The organism is Corynebacterium sp. (assembly GCF_012837295.1).
GTDB lineage: Bacteria > Actinomycetota > Actinomycetes > Mycobacteriales > Mycobacteriaceae > Corynebacterium.
Genome location: NZ_DURI01000034.1, coordinates 1 through 16,156 on the forward strand (window position 1 = coordinate 1; position 16,156 = coordinate 16,156).

Annotated in this window: 12 protein-coding genes and 1 pseudogene; 9 read left to right on the forward strand and 4 right to left on the reverse strand. The window is 71.4% G+C overall.

The window, feature by feature from the left end; all coding sequences use genetic code 11:
* Nucleotides 1-279: 279 nt before the first annotated feature.
* Nucleotides 280-702 (reverse strand): annotated as a pseudogene (locus tag GX015_RS12735) (2'-5' RNA ligase family protein); the annotation flags it as partial.
* 638 nt (nucleotides 703-1,340) lie between these two features.
* On the opposite strand from GX015_RS12735, the gene GX015_RS01135 reads away from it, so the two are divergent.
* The 6 genes from GX015_RS01135 (at nucleotide 1,341) to GX015_RS01160 (ending at nucleotide 8,728) form a co-directional block, all read left to right on the forward strand.
* The gene (locus GX015_RS01135; protein ID WP_291342156.1) at nucleotides 1,341-1,703 is read left to right on the forward strand and encodes a DUF485 domain-containing protein; all 363 of its coding nucleotides are present in this window, start codon (nucleotides 1,341-1,343) and stop codon (nucleotides 1,701-1,703) included.
* Nucleotides 1,704-1,706: 3 nt separating this feature from the next.
* Entirely contained in the window at nucleotides 1,707-3,323 is a 1,617-nt protein-coding gene (locus tag GX015_RS01140; protein ID WP_291342158.1) for a cation acetate symporter, read from the forward strand.
* Between the two features lie 339 nt (nucleotides 3,324-3,662).
* The gene (locus GX015_RS01145) at nucleotides 3,663-5,687 is read left to right on the forward strand and encodes a pyruvate kinase (RefSeq protein ID WP_291342173.1); all 2,025 of its coding nucleotides are present in this window, start codon (nucleotides 3,663-3,665) and stop codon (nucleotides 5,685-5,687) included.
* Nucleotides 5,684-6,715, forward strand: coding sequence for a hypothetical protein (locus GX015_RS01150; protein WP_291342159.1), 1,032 nt, complete (start codon nucleotides 5,684-5,686; stop codon nucleotides 6,713-6,715). Before GX015_RS01145 ends, GX015_RS01150 begins: the two co-directional genes overlap by 4 nt.
* On the forward strand, nucleotides 6,715-7,734 hold the full coding sequence (locus GX015_RS01155; RefSeq protein ID WP_291342161.1) for a glycerophosphodiester phosphodiesterase family protein: 1,020 nt from the start codon (nucleotides 6,715-6,717) through the stop codon (nucleotides 7,732-7,734). Before GX015_RS01150 ends, GX015_RS01155 begins: the two co-directional genes overlap by 1 nt.
* Before the next feature lie 64 nt (nucleotides 7,735-7,798).
* Nucleotides 7,799-8,728: a DUF5926 family protein gene (locus GX015_RS01160; RefSeq protein WP_291342162.1), complete on the forward strand. Its 930-nt coding sequence runs from the start codon at nucleotides 7,799-7,801 to the stop codon at nucleotides 8,726-8,728.
* A gap of 261 nt (nucleotides 8,729-8,989) precedes the next feature.
* Here GX015_RS01160 and GX015_RS01165 read toward each other — a convergent pair whose 3' ends face one another.
* Nucleotides 8,990-10,582, reverse strand: a complete 1,593-nt coding sequence (locus GX015_RS01165) for an LCP family protein (protein ID WP_291342165.1) — start codon at nucleotides 10,580-10,582, stop codon at nucleotides 8,990-8,992.
* Between the two features lie 149 nt (nucleotides 10,583-10,731).
* Here GX015_RS01165 and GX015_RS01170 point away from each other — a divergent pair, with 149 nt between their 5' ends.
* The 3 genes from GX015_RS01170 (at nucleotide 10,732) to GX015_RS01180 (ending at nucleotide 13,897) form a co-directional block, all read left to right on the forward strand.
* The gene (locus tag GX015_RS01170; protein WP_291342174.1) at nucleotides 10,732-11,505 is read left to right on the forward strand and encodes a fructosamine kinase family protein; all 774 of its coding nucleotides are present in this window, start codon (nucleotides 10,732-10,734) and stop codon (nucleotides 11,503-11,505) included.
* A gap of 82 nt (nucleotides 11,506-11,587) precedes the next feature.
* Nucleotides 11,588-12,982, forward strand: coding sequence for a polysaccharide pyruvyl transferase family protein (locus GX015_RS01175; protein ID WP_291342166.1), 1,395 nt, complete (start codon nucleotides 11,588-11,590; stop codon nucleotides 12,980-12,982).
* A gap of 327 nt (nucleotides 12,983-13,309) precedes the next feature.
* Nucleotides 13,310-13,897, forward strand: a complete 588-nt coding sequence (locus GX015_RS01180) for a M23 family metallopeptidase (RefSeq protein ID WP_291342167.1) — start codon at nucleotides 13,310-13,312, stop codon at nucleotides 13,895-13,897.
* A 203-nt stretch (nucleotides 13,898-14,100) separates the two neighbouring features.
* On the opposite strand, the gene GX015_RS01185 is transcribed toward GX015_RS01180, so the two are convergent.
* Nucleotides 14,101-14,868, reverse strand: coding sequence for a CPBP family intramembrane glutamic endopeptidase (locus GX015_RS01185; protein ID WP_291342169.1), 768 nt, complete (start codon nucleotides 14,866-14,868; stop codon nucleotides 14,101-14,103).
* On the reverse strand, nucleotides 14,865-16,156 hold a 1,292-nt coding region (locus GX015_RS01190), incomplete at its 5' end, for an amidase (protein WP_291342171.1). The genes GX015_RS01190 and GX015_RS01185, both read right to left, overlap by 4 nt.

The following is a 16,156-nucleotide window of genomic DNA, read 5'->3' on the forward strand; positions in this document are numbered from 1 at the left end:
GCGCGAGCCACCGCGCCGACGATCGCCGGCCCACGCGCTGCGGCGGTGGGAGCGTCGGCCGTCTCGGCGTCCGCCCTGTTCACGGGCGCGAAGGCGTGCGACGGTGAGATGGGCCCGGCGGCGTTCCGGCTGGTTGGCGGCTCCCGAACCGCGAGAACCGGAGCCGGCGGAACCGGAGCCGCCGGAGCCGGAGCCCGAACCGCCGAAACCGGAGCCGGCGAAGTAGCCGGCGGGGTCGAGGTCGAGGTCGGGGTCGTCGGGAATGGCGAAGGGATCGTGCGCGCACGCCGCCATCAACCGCCGCAACGGATCGACGTCGCCGCCCACGCCGATCCAGAGAGTCCGGCCCGAAAAGCTGCCTGCCCCGCGAAGGTGCAGGTCGAGGGCGGGCGACGCGGAATAGTCGGCAAAGTCCGAATCCGTGGCCGACGAGCCAGAGGTGGAAGGGACCGCAGAATCGAGGTCGGGCGCCGGGGAAGAAGGGGCGGGGAACTGGGTCGTGGCGACGGCGGCCGCGATGTGCTCGGCCAACTCCTCCACGGAACCATCCGGGCGCTCGCCGTAGAACGCCACCGTCAAATGCCACTGATCGGGATCGGCCCACCGCAGCAGCGGGCCATGACCATCCCGGATGGGGCGCAGTGCCGTGACGAGGTGCTCCCGGACCTCCTCCGGCGGCCGAATCGACGCGAACAATCTCATGCCGCCACCGTAGCTGCGGGGACAAGAAGGAGGAATGGACTTCGCGGGACGCACGAACCACCGCCGGAGAAGGTGGCCCCGCAGAGAAGGCTGCGGACGGACGGCAACCGGTGTTGCGCATGGGAAACATGGCAACTGTGGGGGTAGCCGCGTTCGCTCATGGAAGTGATCTGGGACACGTATGGAGGGGTCGTGTGTCGTGGCACGTAAGCGTCGTAAAGCTGTGTCGCCCGCGACCCGCTGCAAAACTTGCGGACGCGCCAACGATTAGCCGCGATTCATGTTGTCGCGAAGAAACCAATGAATCCCACGCGGATGTCCACCCGTTCCCACATCAGGGGCCTATCGCCGTGACGAAAGCGGACCAAGTGGAACGTCGGTGCAGTGTGGCCCGGCGGAAAACTGAGAGAATCCTCATTACTTTGCCGGGGCTGCGACCGGGCCAAGGCTCAGCCTTGCGAAGTTTGTGAACAATTCGATGAACGTCATAAGCGCTGGTCAGTGGACTGCGGGCTTGCGAGTCGACTACCCCCCATGCCGATCTTCGCATTTTTCACCCCCCGCTCGCCCCGCATAAGATGACTTCGTTGGGAAAAGGTACCCAAGAATTTTTTAAGGTTCCTCCGAAAGGTCAGGACATGTCACACCCCACTCCGGCGCCGGGCCACAGCCCGACGGAGGCCGAGTTCATCGAGGTTCAGGCCTCCGAGGAATTCGCCGACCTCCGCAAGACGTTCCGCGGCTTCGTCTTCCCGCTGTTCGTCGCCTTCATCGCCTGGTACGTCTTCTACATCGTCACCGCCACGTTCTTCCCGGACACCATGGCGAAGTCCGTCTTCGACAACATCAACCTGGGCATGGTCCTGGGCCTGGCGCAGTTCGTCACCGCCGGCCTGATCACCTGGGCCTACGTCAAGTTCGCGGACACCAAGCTGGACCCCGCCTCGGAGCGCATCCGCGCCCGCATGGAGGGCCGCGCCCCGAAGACCGAGGAGGTCTAGCCAATGAACACCGCATTCCTCGCGCAGGAAGTTGAGACGGGCAACCCGATCCTCAACATCTCCATCTTCATCGCGTTCATCGTGATCACCCTGACGGTCGTCGTCCGCGCCACGCGCCAGACGTCCCAGAAGGGCTCCGACTTCTACACCGGCGGCGCGTCCTTCAACGGCACGCAGAACGGCCTGGCCATCGCCGGCGACTACCTGTCCGCCGCCGCGTTCCTGGGCGTCACCGGCGCCATCGCCGTGCAGGGCTACGACGGCTTCCTGTACTCCGTCGGCTTCCTCATCGCGCTCCTGGTCGCGCTGGTGCTCGTCGCCGAGCCGCTGCGCAACACCGGCCGTTTCACCATGGCCGACGTGCTGTCGTTCCGTCTGAACCAGAAGCCGGTCCGCACCGCGGCCGCCATCTCGACGCTGACGATTTCGCTGTTCTACCTGATCGCGCAGATGGCCGGCGCCGGTGGCCTGGTGGCCCTGCTGCTGGGCATCGACGGCGGTTTCGCGCAGTACACGGTCGTCGCGATCGTCGGCGCGCTGATGATCGTCTACGTCCTCGTCGGCGGCATGAAGGGCACCACCTACGTCCAGATGATCAAGGCCGTCCTGCTGGTCGGCGGTTCGATCATCATCGCGGGCCTGACGTTCTGGGCGCTCAAGGGCGGCTTCAACAACCTGCTCGGCGCCGCGGTGGCCAACCACCCGGACGGCGAGGCCATTCTGAAGCCGGGCCTGAAGTACGGCGGCGACCTCCTGACCCAGCTCGACTTCGTGTCCCTGGGCCTGGCGCTGGTCTTCGGTACCGCGGGTCTGCCGCACGTGCTGATGCGCTTCTACACCGTCCCGACCGCCCGTGAGGCGCGCCGCTCGGTGACCTGGACCATCGGCATCGTGGCCCTGTTCTTCCTGCTCACGGTCATCATGGGCTACGGCGCCGCGGCGCTGGTGGGCAAGGAGCAGATCATGTCCGCCCCGGGCGGCGTGAACTCCGCCGTGCTGCTGCTGGCGGCCGAGGTCGGCGGCACCATCTTCATGGCCATCATCTCCGCCATCGCCTTCGCCACGATCCTCGCGGTCGTCGCCGGCCTGGCCATCACCGCCTCCGCGTCGGTGGCGCACGACATCTACAACAACGTCATGCGCAACGGCCAGGCGACGGAGGAGGAGCAGGTCCGCGTTTCGCGTGCGACCGTGGTCGTCATCGGCATCCTGGCCATCGTCCTGGGCATCGGCGCCCTGGGCCAGAACATCGCCTTCCTGGTGGCGCTGGCGTTCGGCATCGCGGCCGCCGCGAACCTGCCGACGATCATCTACTCGCTGTACTGGCGCAAGTTCAACACGACCGGTGCGCTGTTCTCGATCTACGGCGGTCTGCTGACGTCGATCATCCTGATCATCTTCTCCCCGGCCGTGTCGGGCCAGGAGACGTCGCTGATCGCGGGCGCGGACTTCGCGTTCTTCCCGCTGGAGAACCCGTCGATCGTCGCGATCCCGGCCGGCTTCCTGCTGGGCATCATCGGCACGCTGGTCGGCAAGCCGGACAACCTGCCGGGCAAGCGCGCCGAGATGGAGGTCCGCTCCATGACCGGCATCGGCGCCGAGGCCGCGGTCGAGCACTAGGCTCCGCCCCGACCTTCCGGTCCCACCGGTTCAACCCGCCGTCCCCCGCGTCTTCGCGGGCGGGCGGCGGGTTTTCCGCGTTTCGGGGGCGGCTGCTTTTTCGCTTGACGACGGCCCGGTCGGCACCGTTTCCGTCGTAAAGCAAAGTGCGCGGTGAGCGGAAGGTGAATTCTCGGTGAAACCTTGCGGCAAACCGTGTTTGGGGTGTCGCTTTCCGGCGTTCGCGGCCATGATTGGGGCATACCGATCCGTCCGATGAGTCCCCGCGTCCGATGATCGGTCGTCGGCATTGGGGGAGTCGCCCCGGCGGCGGCCGCGGAGGCGGGGGAGGAGAGCACGATACACATGCAGCATGACGTCCGACCCTTGATCGAGCAGCTCGATGACCTTCTGGGGCAGCTCGACCGCGTCTCCGAGGACGCGGCGGACATGCTGGCGGCGGTGCATCCGGAGCACCGGGCGGGGGCGGAGAATCTGCTGCAGTACGCGCATCTGCGGACCATCGACATCCGCGAGCTGCAGAACCGGCTGCACGACCTCGGCGTGACCAGCCTGACCACCGCGGAGTCCGGCGTGTACGGCCGGCTGGCCATTGCGCGCGCGGTGCTGCGGGCGCTCGACGGCGACGAGGTGGACACCGACGTCGCCGAGTACATCCGCCTCGACGACGCCGCCGACGTGGCGCTCGACGAGAACTCGGACCGCATGTTCGGCCTGGAGCGCGAGGGCGTGCCGGCGCGGATCATGGTGACCCTGCCGGCGGAGGCCGCCGACGACGCCGAGATGGTGCTCGGTTTCGCCGAAGCCGGGATGGACGTCGCCCGCATCAACTGCGCGCACGACGGGCAGGACGCGTGGCGGAGGATGATCGCCAACGTCAACGCCGCCGCCGAGCGCGTCGGGCGGAGCATCGAGGTGTCCATGGACCTCGCGGGCCCGAAGATCCGCACCGGTGCGGTGGCCGATGGCCCGAAGGTCGGGCGCGCGCGGACGACCCGCGACGACGCCGGCACGGTGCTGACCCCGGCGAAGCTGTGGCTGACGCCGCGCGTGGTGGACCTCGGCGGCCCCGGCGGACCGGAGGAGCCCGACGAGGCCCGGGAGGGCGCCGTCGCCGCGATGCCCGCGCCGGTGCCGACGAATCTGCCCGGCCGCCCCGCGCTGCCGCTGACGGTCGACGCCGGCTGGCTGGAGAACCTGACGGTCGGCAGCGAGATTTCGCTGCACGATAACCGGTCCGCGAAGCGCCATTTCACCGTCACTCACGTGGAAGACGGCGGCGTCCTGGCCGAGGGCGACCGCAACGCCTACATCGCCGACGGCACCCTGCTGCGCCACGACTACGAGAAGACCCGCGCCACCGGCGTGCCGCCCGTGCTGCGGAAGCTGCGGTTCGAGGTGGGCGACGAGATGATCATCACCACCGAGACCGTCGAGTCCGTCCCGGTGGAGGAGGACGGCGAGGTGCCGCGCCTGTCGTGCACTCTGCCCGAAGCCGTCGCGGCCCTCGAGGTCGGCCAGCCCGTGCTTTTCGACGACGGCGCGATCGCCGCGGAGGTCGTCTCCGTCGACGAGGTCGCGGCCGGTGAGGCCGAGACCGGCGCGGCCGGCGGCAACGACGAGCCGGGCGATGGCGGGGAAGGCGGCGTCGTCAAGCACCACGAAGCCCGCCTGAAGGTGACCCGGGCCAAGCCCGGCGGCCAGAACCTGGCCGGCCACAAGGGCATCAACCTGCCCACCACCGACCTGCCGGTGCCCGCGCTGACCGAGGAGGATGCGGCGAACCTGCGGTTCGTGGCGGAGAACGGGCACGTGGCGGCGGTGAGCTTCATCCGCACGCCCGCCGACGTCGAGCACGTCCTCGCCGAGCTGGAGAAGATCGCCGCCGAGCACGAGGCCGCCGGCGACGACGCGCTCGCCGAGCGGACGCGGAACCTGGGCATCGTGCTGAAGATCGAGACGATCCCGGCGTTCGAGAACCTCCCCGAGATCCTGGTCGCGGGCATGCGCCACGCGAACATGGGCATCATGATCGCCCGCGGCGACCTCGCCGTCGAGCTCGGCTTCCAGCGCATGGGCGAGGTGCCCGGCCAGATCCTCGCGCTCGCGCAGGCCGCCCGCGTGCCCACCATCCTGGGCACCCAGGTGCTCGAGTCGCTGGCGAAGTCCGGGCTGCCCGCCCGCGCCGAGATCACCGACGCCGCGTTCGCGCTGCGCGCCGAGTGCGTCATGCTGAACAAGGGCCCGCACATCACCGACGCCATCGGCATCCTGGACAACCTGGCCAAGAAGATGGGCCGCTCGCAGCGCAAGAACCGCATCATGCTGCGGCGCATCCGATCCTGGGACGGCGAAGGACGATGACCGGGTCTCGGCGGGGGCCGATGCGCGAGGGGTGGGGCGTGCCCGCGGCGCCGCAGGGTCCGCGCCCGCAGGCGGCTCCGCCCGCGTTCGGCCGCGGAACGGTGACGGGTCACGTCGGCCATGACCTGCACGGCGGCCCCGGGGCGGGCCCGCACCAGATCAGCGGCGAAATCCACCCGCGCGGCCCCGTCCCCGGCACCGCGCCGGCGCCGATCCCGATGAGCGGATTCAACCCGTACCAGGCGCCGCCGAAGCCGGACCCGCAGGTCGTGGCCCGCGGCCGTGCGCTGGCGGGGCGGACGTGGGCGATCGTCACCGCCGTGCTCTTCGGGCTCGGGGCGTTCGCCACGTGGGGCAGCTACCAGTCGCCCGGCGGCAGCCCGCTGCTGTCGATGCTGCTGGGGCCGCTGTCGACGATCCTGTACTTCTGCGGCGTCGTGGCCAGCGGCGTGCTCGGGGCGTACGCGATCGCGACGCTGCGGGCGCTGGCCGATCGCGCGCGGCAGTGGCGCCCGCCGCTGGCCCGCAGCCACAAGACCATCGGCGCCATGCACCTGTGGCCGGGGCGCAACATCACCGGACCGGTGGTCATCCTCTCGGAGACGGGCGTGCGCGGCCCCGGCAAGTGGGCGTGGTTCGCGTCGTGCGTGTCGTGGCCGATCGCGCTGCTGTCGGTGTTCTGGAGCACCTCGGCCATCGGCGTCTTCCAGACCGGCGTGCTGGCCGCCATCGCCGCCATCGCGTCGGCGCTGGCCGCGGCGTCGCTGGTGCGGGCGCTGTCGCCGCCGGATCCGCGCCGCCTGGTGCCCGGTGACGGCGCTTCGCTTGACGACGATGACCTGGACCCCGACGGCCCGGACGCCGAAGAAGGCGCCGAAGCCCGTGCCGCCGCCCGCGCGGCCGCCGAGCCCTTCTGGTCCCGCGGCCTGATCACGCCCACCCGCCAGCGGAAGCCGAGGGACATCGTCCCACCCATCGACGACGCGATCACGTCCCTGTACCGGGACCTGCACGAGGAGAAGTCCTGATGGAGATCATCGCCCACCGCGGAGCCTCCGGCGCCCACCCCGAGCACACCATCGGCGCCTACGAGGCCGCCGTCGCAGAGGGCGCCGACGGCGTCGAGTGCGACATCCGCCTCACCGCCGACGGCCATCTGATCTGCATGCACGACCGCACGCTGGGCCGCACCACCGACGGCTCCGGCCCGGTGGGCGCCGCGACGCTGGAACAGATCCGCCGCCTCAACGCGGGCACGTGGGAGAAGCCGCAGGCGGTGCTGGAGTTCGACGTCTTCCTGGAGTTCGCCGTCGCCAACCCGGGGCTCGGGCTGTTCATCGAAACCAAGCACCCCGTCTCCACGGGCCTGCGCACCGAGCGGGTGCTGCGCGAGCGACTGCGCCACTTCGGGCTGCACCGGGACCCGCGGACGCGCATCATCAGCTTCGCCGCCCGCTCCATCAACGCCGTCGGCGAGATGCTGCCCGACCTCGAACGCATCCAGCTGGTGAAGACCCCCGGCCCCCGCACCGCCATGCAGCGCTACCTCGGCGGCCCGACCGCCATGGGCGTGGACATGTACGGCGCCCGCCGCGACCCCATGGGCATGATGTCCTGGAACCTGCCCTTGTACTGCTGGCTGGCGAAAACCGACGTCGACGTCACCTACGCCAAGGCCCGCGGCATCGACTGGCTGGCCACCGACTGGCCCGCCCGCGCCCGCCAGGCCCTGGACGTCATGCCGAAGGTCGGAGGATTCGACGCCGCCGCCACCGCCGCCATGACCTCCGGCATGAACGAACGCGACGCCCGGGCCGCCCGCGCCGGACGCGCCCACCTCGCCGCCGACGTCATCGCAGCCCAGGACTCCGCCACCGCCGAATCCCAGGGCACCCCGCTCGGCCAGCTCCCGCCGCACGACCCGCCGCTCGCCGAACGCGACACAGGGCTCCGGCCGGAAGACGCACTCGACTTCGACCGCGAATCTCTGCGCCCGGAAGATGTCACGCGGGCCGTCGCAAAGCCCGGAACCGCAACCGCGAACTGACCCGCACCCGAACCGCCCCGCGGCGCACCGCCACCCGCCGCGCGGCGGCAAGTATGTTGGGGCCGTGGGAAAAAAGTCTCGTAAGAACCGTGCCGCCGCCGACGCCAACGTGCCCGAGGGGATGAGCCGCCGCCAGGCCAAGCTCGCCGCCCGCGCCGCCGAACGCGAACGCCTCGCCGGCAACCCCCGGCCCTTCGCCGGCCTCGACGCCGAAGCCGACCTCGTCGCACTGCGCGAATTCGCCCCCTCGGCGACCGTGCCCGCCGAAGTCGCCGGCGCCAAGCGCCCCATCCACCTGTGCACCGTGCTGCCCGGCGGCATCGCCGCGCTGACCCGCGCCACCGCCGAGGGCGGCGCCGCCTACGTGGCCATGCAGACCCAGTCGCGGTCCAACGACGCCGCCGCCGACCTGGCCCGCGCCCTCGAATGGGCCCGGACCGCCGACGACGGACAGCAGCTGGACAACGCCGTCGACGGCACCGACGGCGGTGCGCTCGGGGACGTCCTGAAGGGCATCAAGCTCGACGAGCTCTCCGTCCACCAGGACTTCGAATGGTGGATCCCCGCCGGCGTCGAGCGCACCCAGCTGGTGCAGCAGAACCTCGCCGCCGCCAACGACACCATCATGCCGTCGCACCGCCTCGACCTCGACGTTCCAGGCGCCGTCTGGTGGATCGACCCCGGCGAGCGCGCGCACATCCGCTGGATCCGCCGCGAGGACGAGCGGCCCCTGCTCGACGCGCTGGCCCGCGTCCACGCCGCCGACCGCCTGAGCATGGGCGAGGGCACCAAGTTCGCCGGCGTGTTCCGCACCGACGGCGTCCTCGTCCCCGTGTGGGACCTGGACAACACCGTCGACCACGGGTCGTGGGGCTCGGTCATCGCCGACGCCGCCGCGCGGATCGAGAAGGCGCTGGCCTCCGACGCGCCGCTGACCGCCGACGAGCGGAAGTCCCGCGACACCATCGTGTCGCGCCAGGTCACGATCCGGTAGGGGGCGCCGGCGGGAGGGGAAGCGCCGGGCGGGCCCTCCCCGGCGCAGAAACCTACGTTTCGGCGTCGAGGCGTCCCTGACCCGTGCTGGAATCCTCCAGTCGGCCGTTCTACCCGCCGCTGTGACGCCCGGTCGCGCCAGAAAGACGTGGAGTGGACAGAAAAACGTGGTTGACCAGCTCTTTCTGTCCACTCCACGTCTTTCTGCGAGGTGGTGGGACGGCGGGGCGGCGGGCCGTCGTAAAGCAGGCGCGCCCGCGCCCTACTTCAAGCCGTCGAAGAAGGCGGGGGCGGCGGACTCGTCCCACAGCAGGACGTTGCCGGCGTGGCCGGTGTCCATGGTCCCGGCGGTGGGGACGGTCTCGGACTCGGTGCCCAGCGCCATCCGCAGCAGCAGCCACGCGAGGTGCCAGACGTGGTCGCCGGAATCGACGGTCAGCGCCTTCGCGCCCGCGTCGCCGAGGCGGAACAGTCGCCACGGGTTGAGCCACACGGCGGGGGAGGCGACGCGGCCCATCATCGCGCCCATGAACTCGCGCTGGCGGGCGACGCGGTCGAGGTCGCCCTGGGCGGTCGCGCGGGTGCGCACGTAGCCCAGGCCGGTGGCGCCGTCGAACTTCTGGCAGCCCGCCTGGATGTCGAGGCCGGCGAGCGGGTCCTGGATGGCCTCGGCGGGGCACATTTCGATGCCGCCCATGGCGTCGACGATGGACGCGAAGCCGCCGAACCCGATCTCGGCGTAATGGTCGATGCGGATGCCGGTGTTGTGCTCGACGGTCTGCGCGAGCAGCTGGGCGCCGCCGAAGGAGTAGGCGGAGTTGATCTTGTCCTGGCCGTAGCCGGGGATGTCGACGTACGAGTCGCGGGGCAGAGACACCAGGCGACCCTTCCCGACCAGGGGGAAGTGGGCGATCATGATGGTGTCGGTGCGCTGGCCGAAGTCGCCGGCGCCGGTGGACAGGGCGGCGGCGTCTTCCTCGCTGAGGCCGGCGCGGGAGTCGGAGCCGACGAGCAGCCAGTTCGTGGCCATGGAGCGGCCGGGGCGGTCGTTGCCGCCGGCGAAGGCGTCGACGCGGCCGAGGTTGACGTCGACCCATACCGCGCCCGCGCCGAGGACCAGCAGCAGGACCAGCAGGAACGCCTTGATCTTGAACCCGAGGTTGCGGGGCTTGCGGTCGCGGGGGCCGCGGTCGGATCGGCGGCCGAAGGGCAATGCTTTGCGACGCCCACGTCCCCGCCCTTCGCCCCGGCCGTCGCGATCGGCGTAGTCGCCCGAGCGGCGGGGGCGGCCGGCGTATCCGTCGGCGCCGGAGGCGGAGGAAGTGGCGTAGTCGCGGTCGGGGTCGTAGCCGCGCGGCGGGAACCGGGGATCGTCCTGGCCGCGGTAGAGAGGCCGGTCCGAGGCGGCGCGGTCCGAAGTGGGGCGCTGAAACATCTGCGTCTCGTTGGCGCGGGGGCGACCGGCGCGGGCTCCGGCGGCACCGGCTGCTCCCGCTGCGTGACGGCCGGGCGAGCGGCGATCGTCGACGCGCCGACCAGCGGCATTGCGACGGTCGGAATCACGGCCAGCGGAAGCACGGTCACCGGCGGCGCGGCGGCCTGCATCCCGGCGGTCTTCGCCGCGAGCCCGGCGGCGATCGTCCTCTGCCCGCATCCGGCGGAGCTTCTCCACGTCGGCGTGGGTCAGGTAGCCCTCGGGAGTGCGCGGTCGCGCCGGGCGCTCGGGGCGGGAAGCATCGGGGCGCGGCTGCGCCGACCGCCGGTAGATCGGGCGGCCGTACCTGTCGCGCAGGGGCTTGCCGTCGCGGCCGCGCACGATCTCGCGGTCGTCGCGGGGCTGATCGCTTCCATCCATGGCTAAAGACAATAGGGCAGGCCGGGGATGGGGAATAACCGCGTGGACGGTGGGATTATTCTGGAGCCATGTTCGCGAAACGCTCCGACGCCGGGTGGGAACGCCCGGCCGCGTCGTCGACGGGCCCCGGCCGCGAAGGCCGCGACGCCATCGCCGCGCACGTCAAGACCCGCCCCGGCGCACCCGCCGGTTTCTTCGCGCTCGAGGCCGCCGGCCTGCGCTGGCTCAAGGAACCCGAAGCCGACGGCGGTGCGCGCGTCGTCGACGTCCTCGACGTGGGGCGCAACAAGCTGGTGCTGCGCAAAATCGCGGCGGGGGAGGCGTCGTCAAGCAAGGCCAGGGCCTTCGGCGAAGCGCTCGCCCGCACCCACGACGCCGGGGCCCCCGGATTCGGCGCGGCCCCCGACGGGTGGGAGCGCGACGGCTGGTTCGGCCCACTCGACGACCCGCGGCGGATGAAGCTGACGCCGCGCGCGTCCTTCGGCGAATTCTGGGCGCATGATCGCATCGCCCCGGCCATCGCGGAACTGGCGCAGCGCCCGGGCACGTACGCGCCGTCGGAGCTGGCGGTGTTCGAGCGGCTGATGGAGAAACTGGCCGACGGCGAATTCGACGACGACGAAGCCCCCGCCCGCGTCCACGGCGACCTGTGGTGGGGGAACCTGATGTGGGACCCCGACGGCGCGATCCTCATCGACCCTGCGGCGCACGGCGGGCACCGCGAGGAGGACCTGGCGCTGCTGGGGATGTTCGGGGTGCCGCATCTCGACGACATCATCGCCGGTTACGAGGCCGTTCACCCCCTGCCCGGGCGCGAGTCGCGGGCGCCGCTGCACCGTCTGTACGCCGTGCTCATGCACGCGGTGCTCTTCGGCGGCGGGTACGCGGGGCAGGCGGCGGAGATCGCGAAGCGGTACGCGTAACCGGGGGGCGCCGGGGTCACCCGATCCCGGTGGCACGCTTCCTGCAGGCCGCATGCACGTCGCGGGGACGTAGCGTGGTGGCATGAGCGCCCCCGAAGACGTCATCTATCTCGTCGCGCCGACGGGTCACCCCAATTTCGGCGACGAGTTCATCGCCGGCGCTTGGCTGCGCACGCTGGCACGGCGTCGGCCCTGGTCGCGGGTGGTGCTCGACTGCCCGAATCCCGGGATGGTCGGGGTGCTCCACGCGGGCCTGCATCCGCGGCTGACGGTGACGGACACGCTGTTCCGGCTGGCCGAAGCCGTCCACGCAGATGTTCCGGAGGGGGATGGTCATTGGGCGGGCGCGGCGCGCCGGGCGGAGGATGCGGTGCTCGACCGTCGCATCCTCGGCGACGTCGCCCCGCGCCTGGAAGCCGGCCTGGACCTGGTGCGCGCCGCGTCGACGATCCACGCCCTCGGCGGCGGCTGGGTCAATGAGATCTGGCCGGACAAGATTCCCGTCCTCGCGGCGGCCTCGGCGATCGCCGAGCAGTCGCGGGCGGCGCGCGGCGGGCGCGACGCGGTGCGGCTGCTGGCCACGGGCATGGGTTTGGCGCCGGCGGGGCTTTACGACGAGCCGATGTCCCGCATCTGGCCCCGCTTCGACTTGATCGACGTGCGCGACGATGACTCCTTATCTATTGCGCGTGCTGCGGTCGGCGCCGCGCCCGCCCGCGTCACGCGGTCCGGCGATGACGCGTGGGCGGTGCTCGGGTCGGGCGACCTGGAGGACAACGGCCTCGGCCATGGGGAGGGGACGCCCGGTTCGGACCGCCCCATCGTGCTGTGCCTGCAGGGGGATCTGCTGGCGGACCGGGATTCGGCTGCCGACGATCCCGCCGACGACTCCGTCGCAGACCCCGCCGCAGACCCCGCCGGCGTACTCGCCGATGCCGTGATCGCCGCGCTGCGCGGGTGGGAGGTCGACGGCCGTCCGGTGGCGGGCCGGGACATCGCGGTGGTCGAGGCGATTCCGGGCGTCGACGTGCGGGTGTGGGAGCGGATCGCGCATCGCGCCCCGGATCTGGCGGACGGCGCGCACGTGGTGCGTTTCGCCGAGCTGTGGGACCGCGGCCTGCCCGCCCGCGCCGGGCAGCGGTGGTTGACCACGCGGTTTCACCCGCATCTCATCGCGGCGGCGCGGGGCGCGCGCGGGGTGGCGCTGGACGTGCACGTGCGCGGGTATTACTCGGTCAAGCATGGGTCGGTGGTGGCGGCGGGCAGCGGATGGCCGGTGGCGTCGCTTGACGACGTCGCCGCCGCGGAGCCAGGCCCGGGCATGCCGGAGAGTGCGGTCGAGCGCCGCCGTGCCGCGAAGGCGGGGACGGTGGAGGCGGCGTATCCCCTCAATCCGGTCGTGGAGGGGATGACCGCCTCGGCCGTGAAGGCGCGGCGCGCCGGACTGAGGATGGTCCGGAAGGTGCGCCGGAAGTAACGCGCGAGGCCGATGTGGCTCATGTTGCGAGTGTGGCGACCTGCATGAATGCGCGTTGCAGCTCCGTTATCGCGCCGTGATGAAGCGGGCCCCGATGTCCGTCGTTCACCCGGGGGGATGAGACCCGAGCGTTACTTAACGGCGTTTTTGCTTGTGGTAGCTGGATTTTCAATCGAACGGATTAAGGCGGGGGTAATCGACTTTCCGCAGTTCCCTGGAATGAATGGACATCGCTGGAGCCCGTCCCTAATGTCATCACGGATTGATAACGGGGTGGTTACGAACCACTCATCACGAACAGCTCCACAACGATCAGAAAGTCGGCTCATGGGTTACACCGGACGTCACCGCAAGACCAGCTCCTTCAAGATCGCCAAGCGCAACGTCGCCATGGTGGCGGCCTTCGCGGGCATCGCCACCGCCGCCAGCGTTCCCGCCGCGAACGCCGCCCCGGTTCCCGGCGTCGCCTCGATGATCGAGAACGTCGTCGGCGGTGCCATCCAGGGCAACTCCCCGGCCGCCGCGGTGCAGAAGGTCGTCCGCCCCGCCGATGGCTCCAAGACCTCCGGCTACGGCCCCCGCTGGGGCACGATGCACAACGGCATCGACATCGCGAACTCCGTGGGCACCCCGATCTACGCCGTCATGTCCGGCACGGTCATCGACTCCGGCCCGGCCTCCGGCTACGGCAACTGGATCCGCATCCGCCACAACGACGGCTCCGTGTCCGTCTACGGCCACATGGAGACCCTGTCCGTCTCCGCCGGCCAGTCCGTCTCCGCCGGCCAGTACATCGCCGGCATGGGCAACCGCGGCCACTCCACCGGCTCGCACCTGCACTTCGAGATCCACCCCGACGGCTCCACCCCGGTCGACCCGGAGCCGTGGTTCGCCGAGTACGGCATCTACTTCTAGAAAGCCGCACGCGGGTTCGTCCGGAACCCGCGGATCCACCGAATCCACCGAATCCACCCGGATCCACTGGATCCAACTCGGATCGGATTTCGCCGACAGCCCGGCCCCCGTCGTGATGGGGCCGGGTTTTCGCATGTCCGCAGCCGTCCACCCGCCAGCGAGCCCAGCCATGGTGGCCGCCCTGCCGGTGCGGTCGATGAAGGTCAGGCCAGAGACTCCAACCACGGCGCCACCAGCGGATAGCCGGTGAAGGCGACGGCGTCGATGAGGAAATGGGCAATGACCAGCGGCCACACCCGCCCGGTGCGCAGGAACCACGCGGCGAAGATGACGCCCATCGCCAGATTGCCGAAGCCCGCGCCCACGCCCTGATACAGGTGGTAGGCGCCGCGCAGCAACGCCGACGCGGCGATGACGGCGGCGACGGTGGTGCGGGCGAGGTGGGCGTCGTCAAGCGAACCGCCGCCCCACAACTGCCGCAGCCTGGTCGCCAACCAGCCGACGACGACCAGCTCCTCGGCCACCGCGTTCGCCGCCGCCCAGCCGAGCAACGGCACGACGGTGATCGCGGTGACGCCCATCGCCGCCGGGTCGATCGGGCGGCCGAACCCCGCGACGACGCCCACGACGTACAGCCCCAGGCCGGGGATGCCGATCAGCGCCGCGAGACCCGCGCCCCACGCCCAATCGGTCGCACGCAGTCGGCCCGGCATGGTGCGGATGCCGTCGGCCCGCAGGAGGTACCAGGCCAGGCCGCCCCACGCGAGCAGCCCGACGATGCGGATCAGGTGCAGCGCACCGTTTAGCCACGGGTCGTCGGACAGGGCGTCATTGAGAGACACCGGCTGATCGCGCAGCGGGCCGTCGGCGAGGGCGCCGATCAGCCGCACGATCGCGTTGAGCGCCGAGGTGCCGAACGTCACCGCCAGCACGACGGCGATTTCGGCGCGGAGGCGGCGCGGGGACGTCATCGGAGCCTGCGCCGCTCGGCGGCGTGGAGGTCCGCGGCGGGGTCGACGAGGTCGGATGCCAGCCGCAGCAGGGCCGACGCATCGCAGCGCACCGCCCCGACGTGCACCGATGCGCCGGCGCCGCCGAAGGGCAGCGACAGCCCCGCCCAGCCCGTGAGGTTCCACAGCGACAGCCACGGCGTCCACTCGGTCTGCGCGAGGAAGTTGTCCGCCGGCGTCATCGCGGCGAAGTGGCCGATCGGCGGCGGCTCGAACGCCAGCGTCGGCGTGATCACGGCGTCGACGTCCCACCGCGCGCGGACCGCCTCGCCGAGCCCCAGCCGCGTGCGGTGGTGCTCCGCGGCGGCGTCATCGGAGACGACCGTGCCGCGCTCCCGGACCCAGCGGACCATCGGCGAGAAGTCTCCGTCCGGCAACCGCGACGCGAAATACGCCATGACCTCGGTGAACGTGTGGAAGACGTCCGGCCCCTCCGGCGCGTACGGCGCCGGCACCTCCACGACCTCGTGCCCGGCGTCGGCGAGGCGGTCGGCGGCGGCCAGCGCGGCATCGCGCCAGTGCTTTGCGACGCTCACCTCCGCATGGAACGGCCGCACCGTCACCCCGACGCGCAGGCGCCCGGCGGATGCGGCAGCCGGAGCGGCCCCTGTTGGAGCAGCCACGGCCGGATCGGCCACTGCCGGATCGGCCAGTGCACCCGACGGGGAGGGGAGGTTGGCGAGGAGGGCGGCGTCGTCAAGCGAACGGGTGAGAAAACCCGCCGTGGCCAGCCGACCCCCGCGGATGTCGTGCGCCGGCTTCAGCCCCACCAATCCGCAGGCGGCGGCGGGCACGCGGATGGAACCGCCGCCGTCGGAGCCCAGCGCCGCAGCCACCGCGCCCGAGGCGACCGCCACCGCCGACCCGCCCGAGGAGCCGCCCGGCGTGCGGCCCGGGCGCAGCGGATTGTCCGGCGCGGGCAGGCCCGTCGGCTCGGTGTACGCGGTGGCGCCCATCTCCGACGTCGCCGTGGTCGCCGGGATCGTCGCCCCGCGGGCCAGCAGCCGCGCCACGGGATCGGCGGTGTGGTCGGCAGTGCGCGCCAATCGCGACGATCCGAACGTGCAGGTCACGCCGTTGATCGTGTACAAGTCCTTGATGGCGACGGGCAGACCGGTGAGCGGGCGGGCGTCGTCAAGCGAAAGAGGCCCGGGAGCGCGCGGCCCTGACTCCGGCCCGGCCCCGGATGCGGCCCCGGCCCCGGATTGCCGCGCGGAAAACGGCACGAAAAAGGACCCCGGGACGCCCC

Coding starts and splice junctions, on each gene's coding strand:
- GX015_RS01135 (WP_291342156.1), top strand. CDS start 1,341: ATGTCACACCCCACTCCGGCGCCGGGCCACAGCCCGACGGAGGCCGAG.
- GX015_RS01140 (WP_291342158.1), top strand. CDS start 1,707: ATGAACACCGCATTCCTCGCGCAGGAAGTTGAGACGGGCAACCCGATC.
- GX015_RS01150 (WP_291342159.1), top strand. CDS start 5,684: ATGACCGGGTCTCGGCGGGGGCCGATGCGCGAGGGGTGGGGCGTGCCC.
- GX015_RS01155 (WP_291342161.1), top strand. CDS start 6,715: ATGGAGATCATCGCCCACCGCGGAGCCTCCGGCGCCCACCCCGAGCAC.
- GX015_RS01165 (WP_291342165.1), bottom strand. CDS start 10,582: ATGGATGGAAGCGATCAGCCCCGCGACGACCGCGAGATCGTGCGCGGC.
- GX015_RS01175 (WP_291342166.1), top strand. CDS start 11,588: ATGAGCGCCCCCGAAGACGTCATCTATCTCGTCGCGCCGACGGGTCAC.
- GX015_RS01180 (WP_291342167.1), top strand. CDS start 13,310: ATGGGTTACACCGGACGTCACCGCAAGACCAGCTCCTTCAAGATCGCC.
- GX015_RS01185 (WP_291342169.1), bottom strand. CDS start 14,868: ATGACGTCCCCGCGCCGCCTCCGCGCCGAAATCGCCGTCGTGCTGGCG.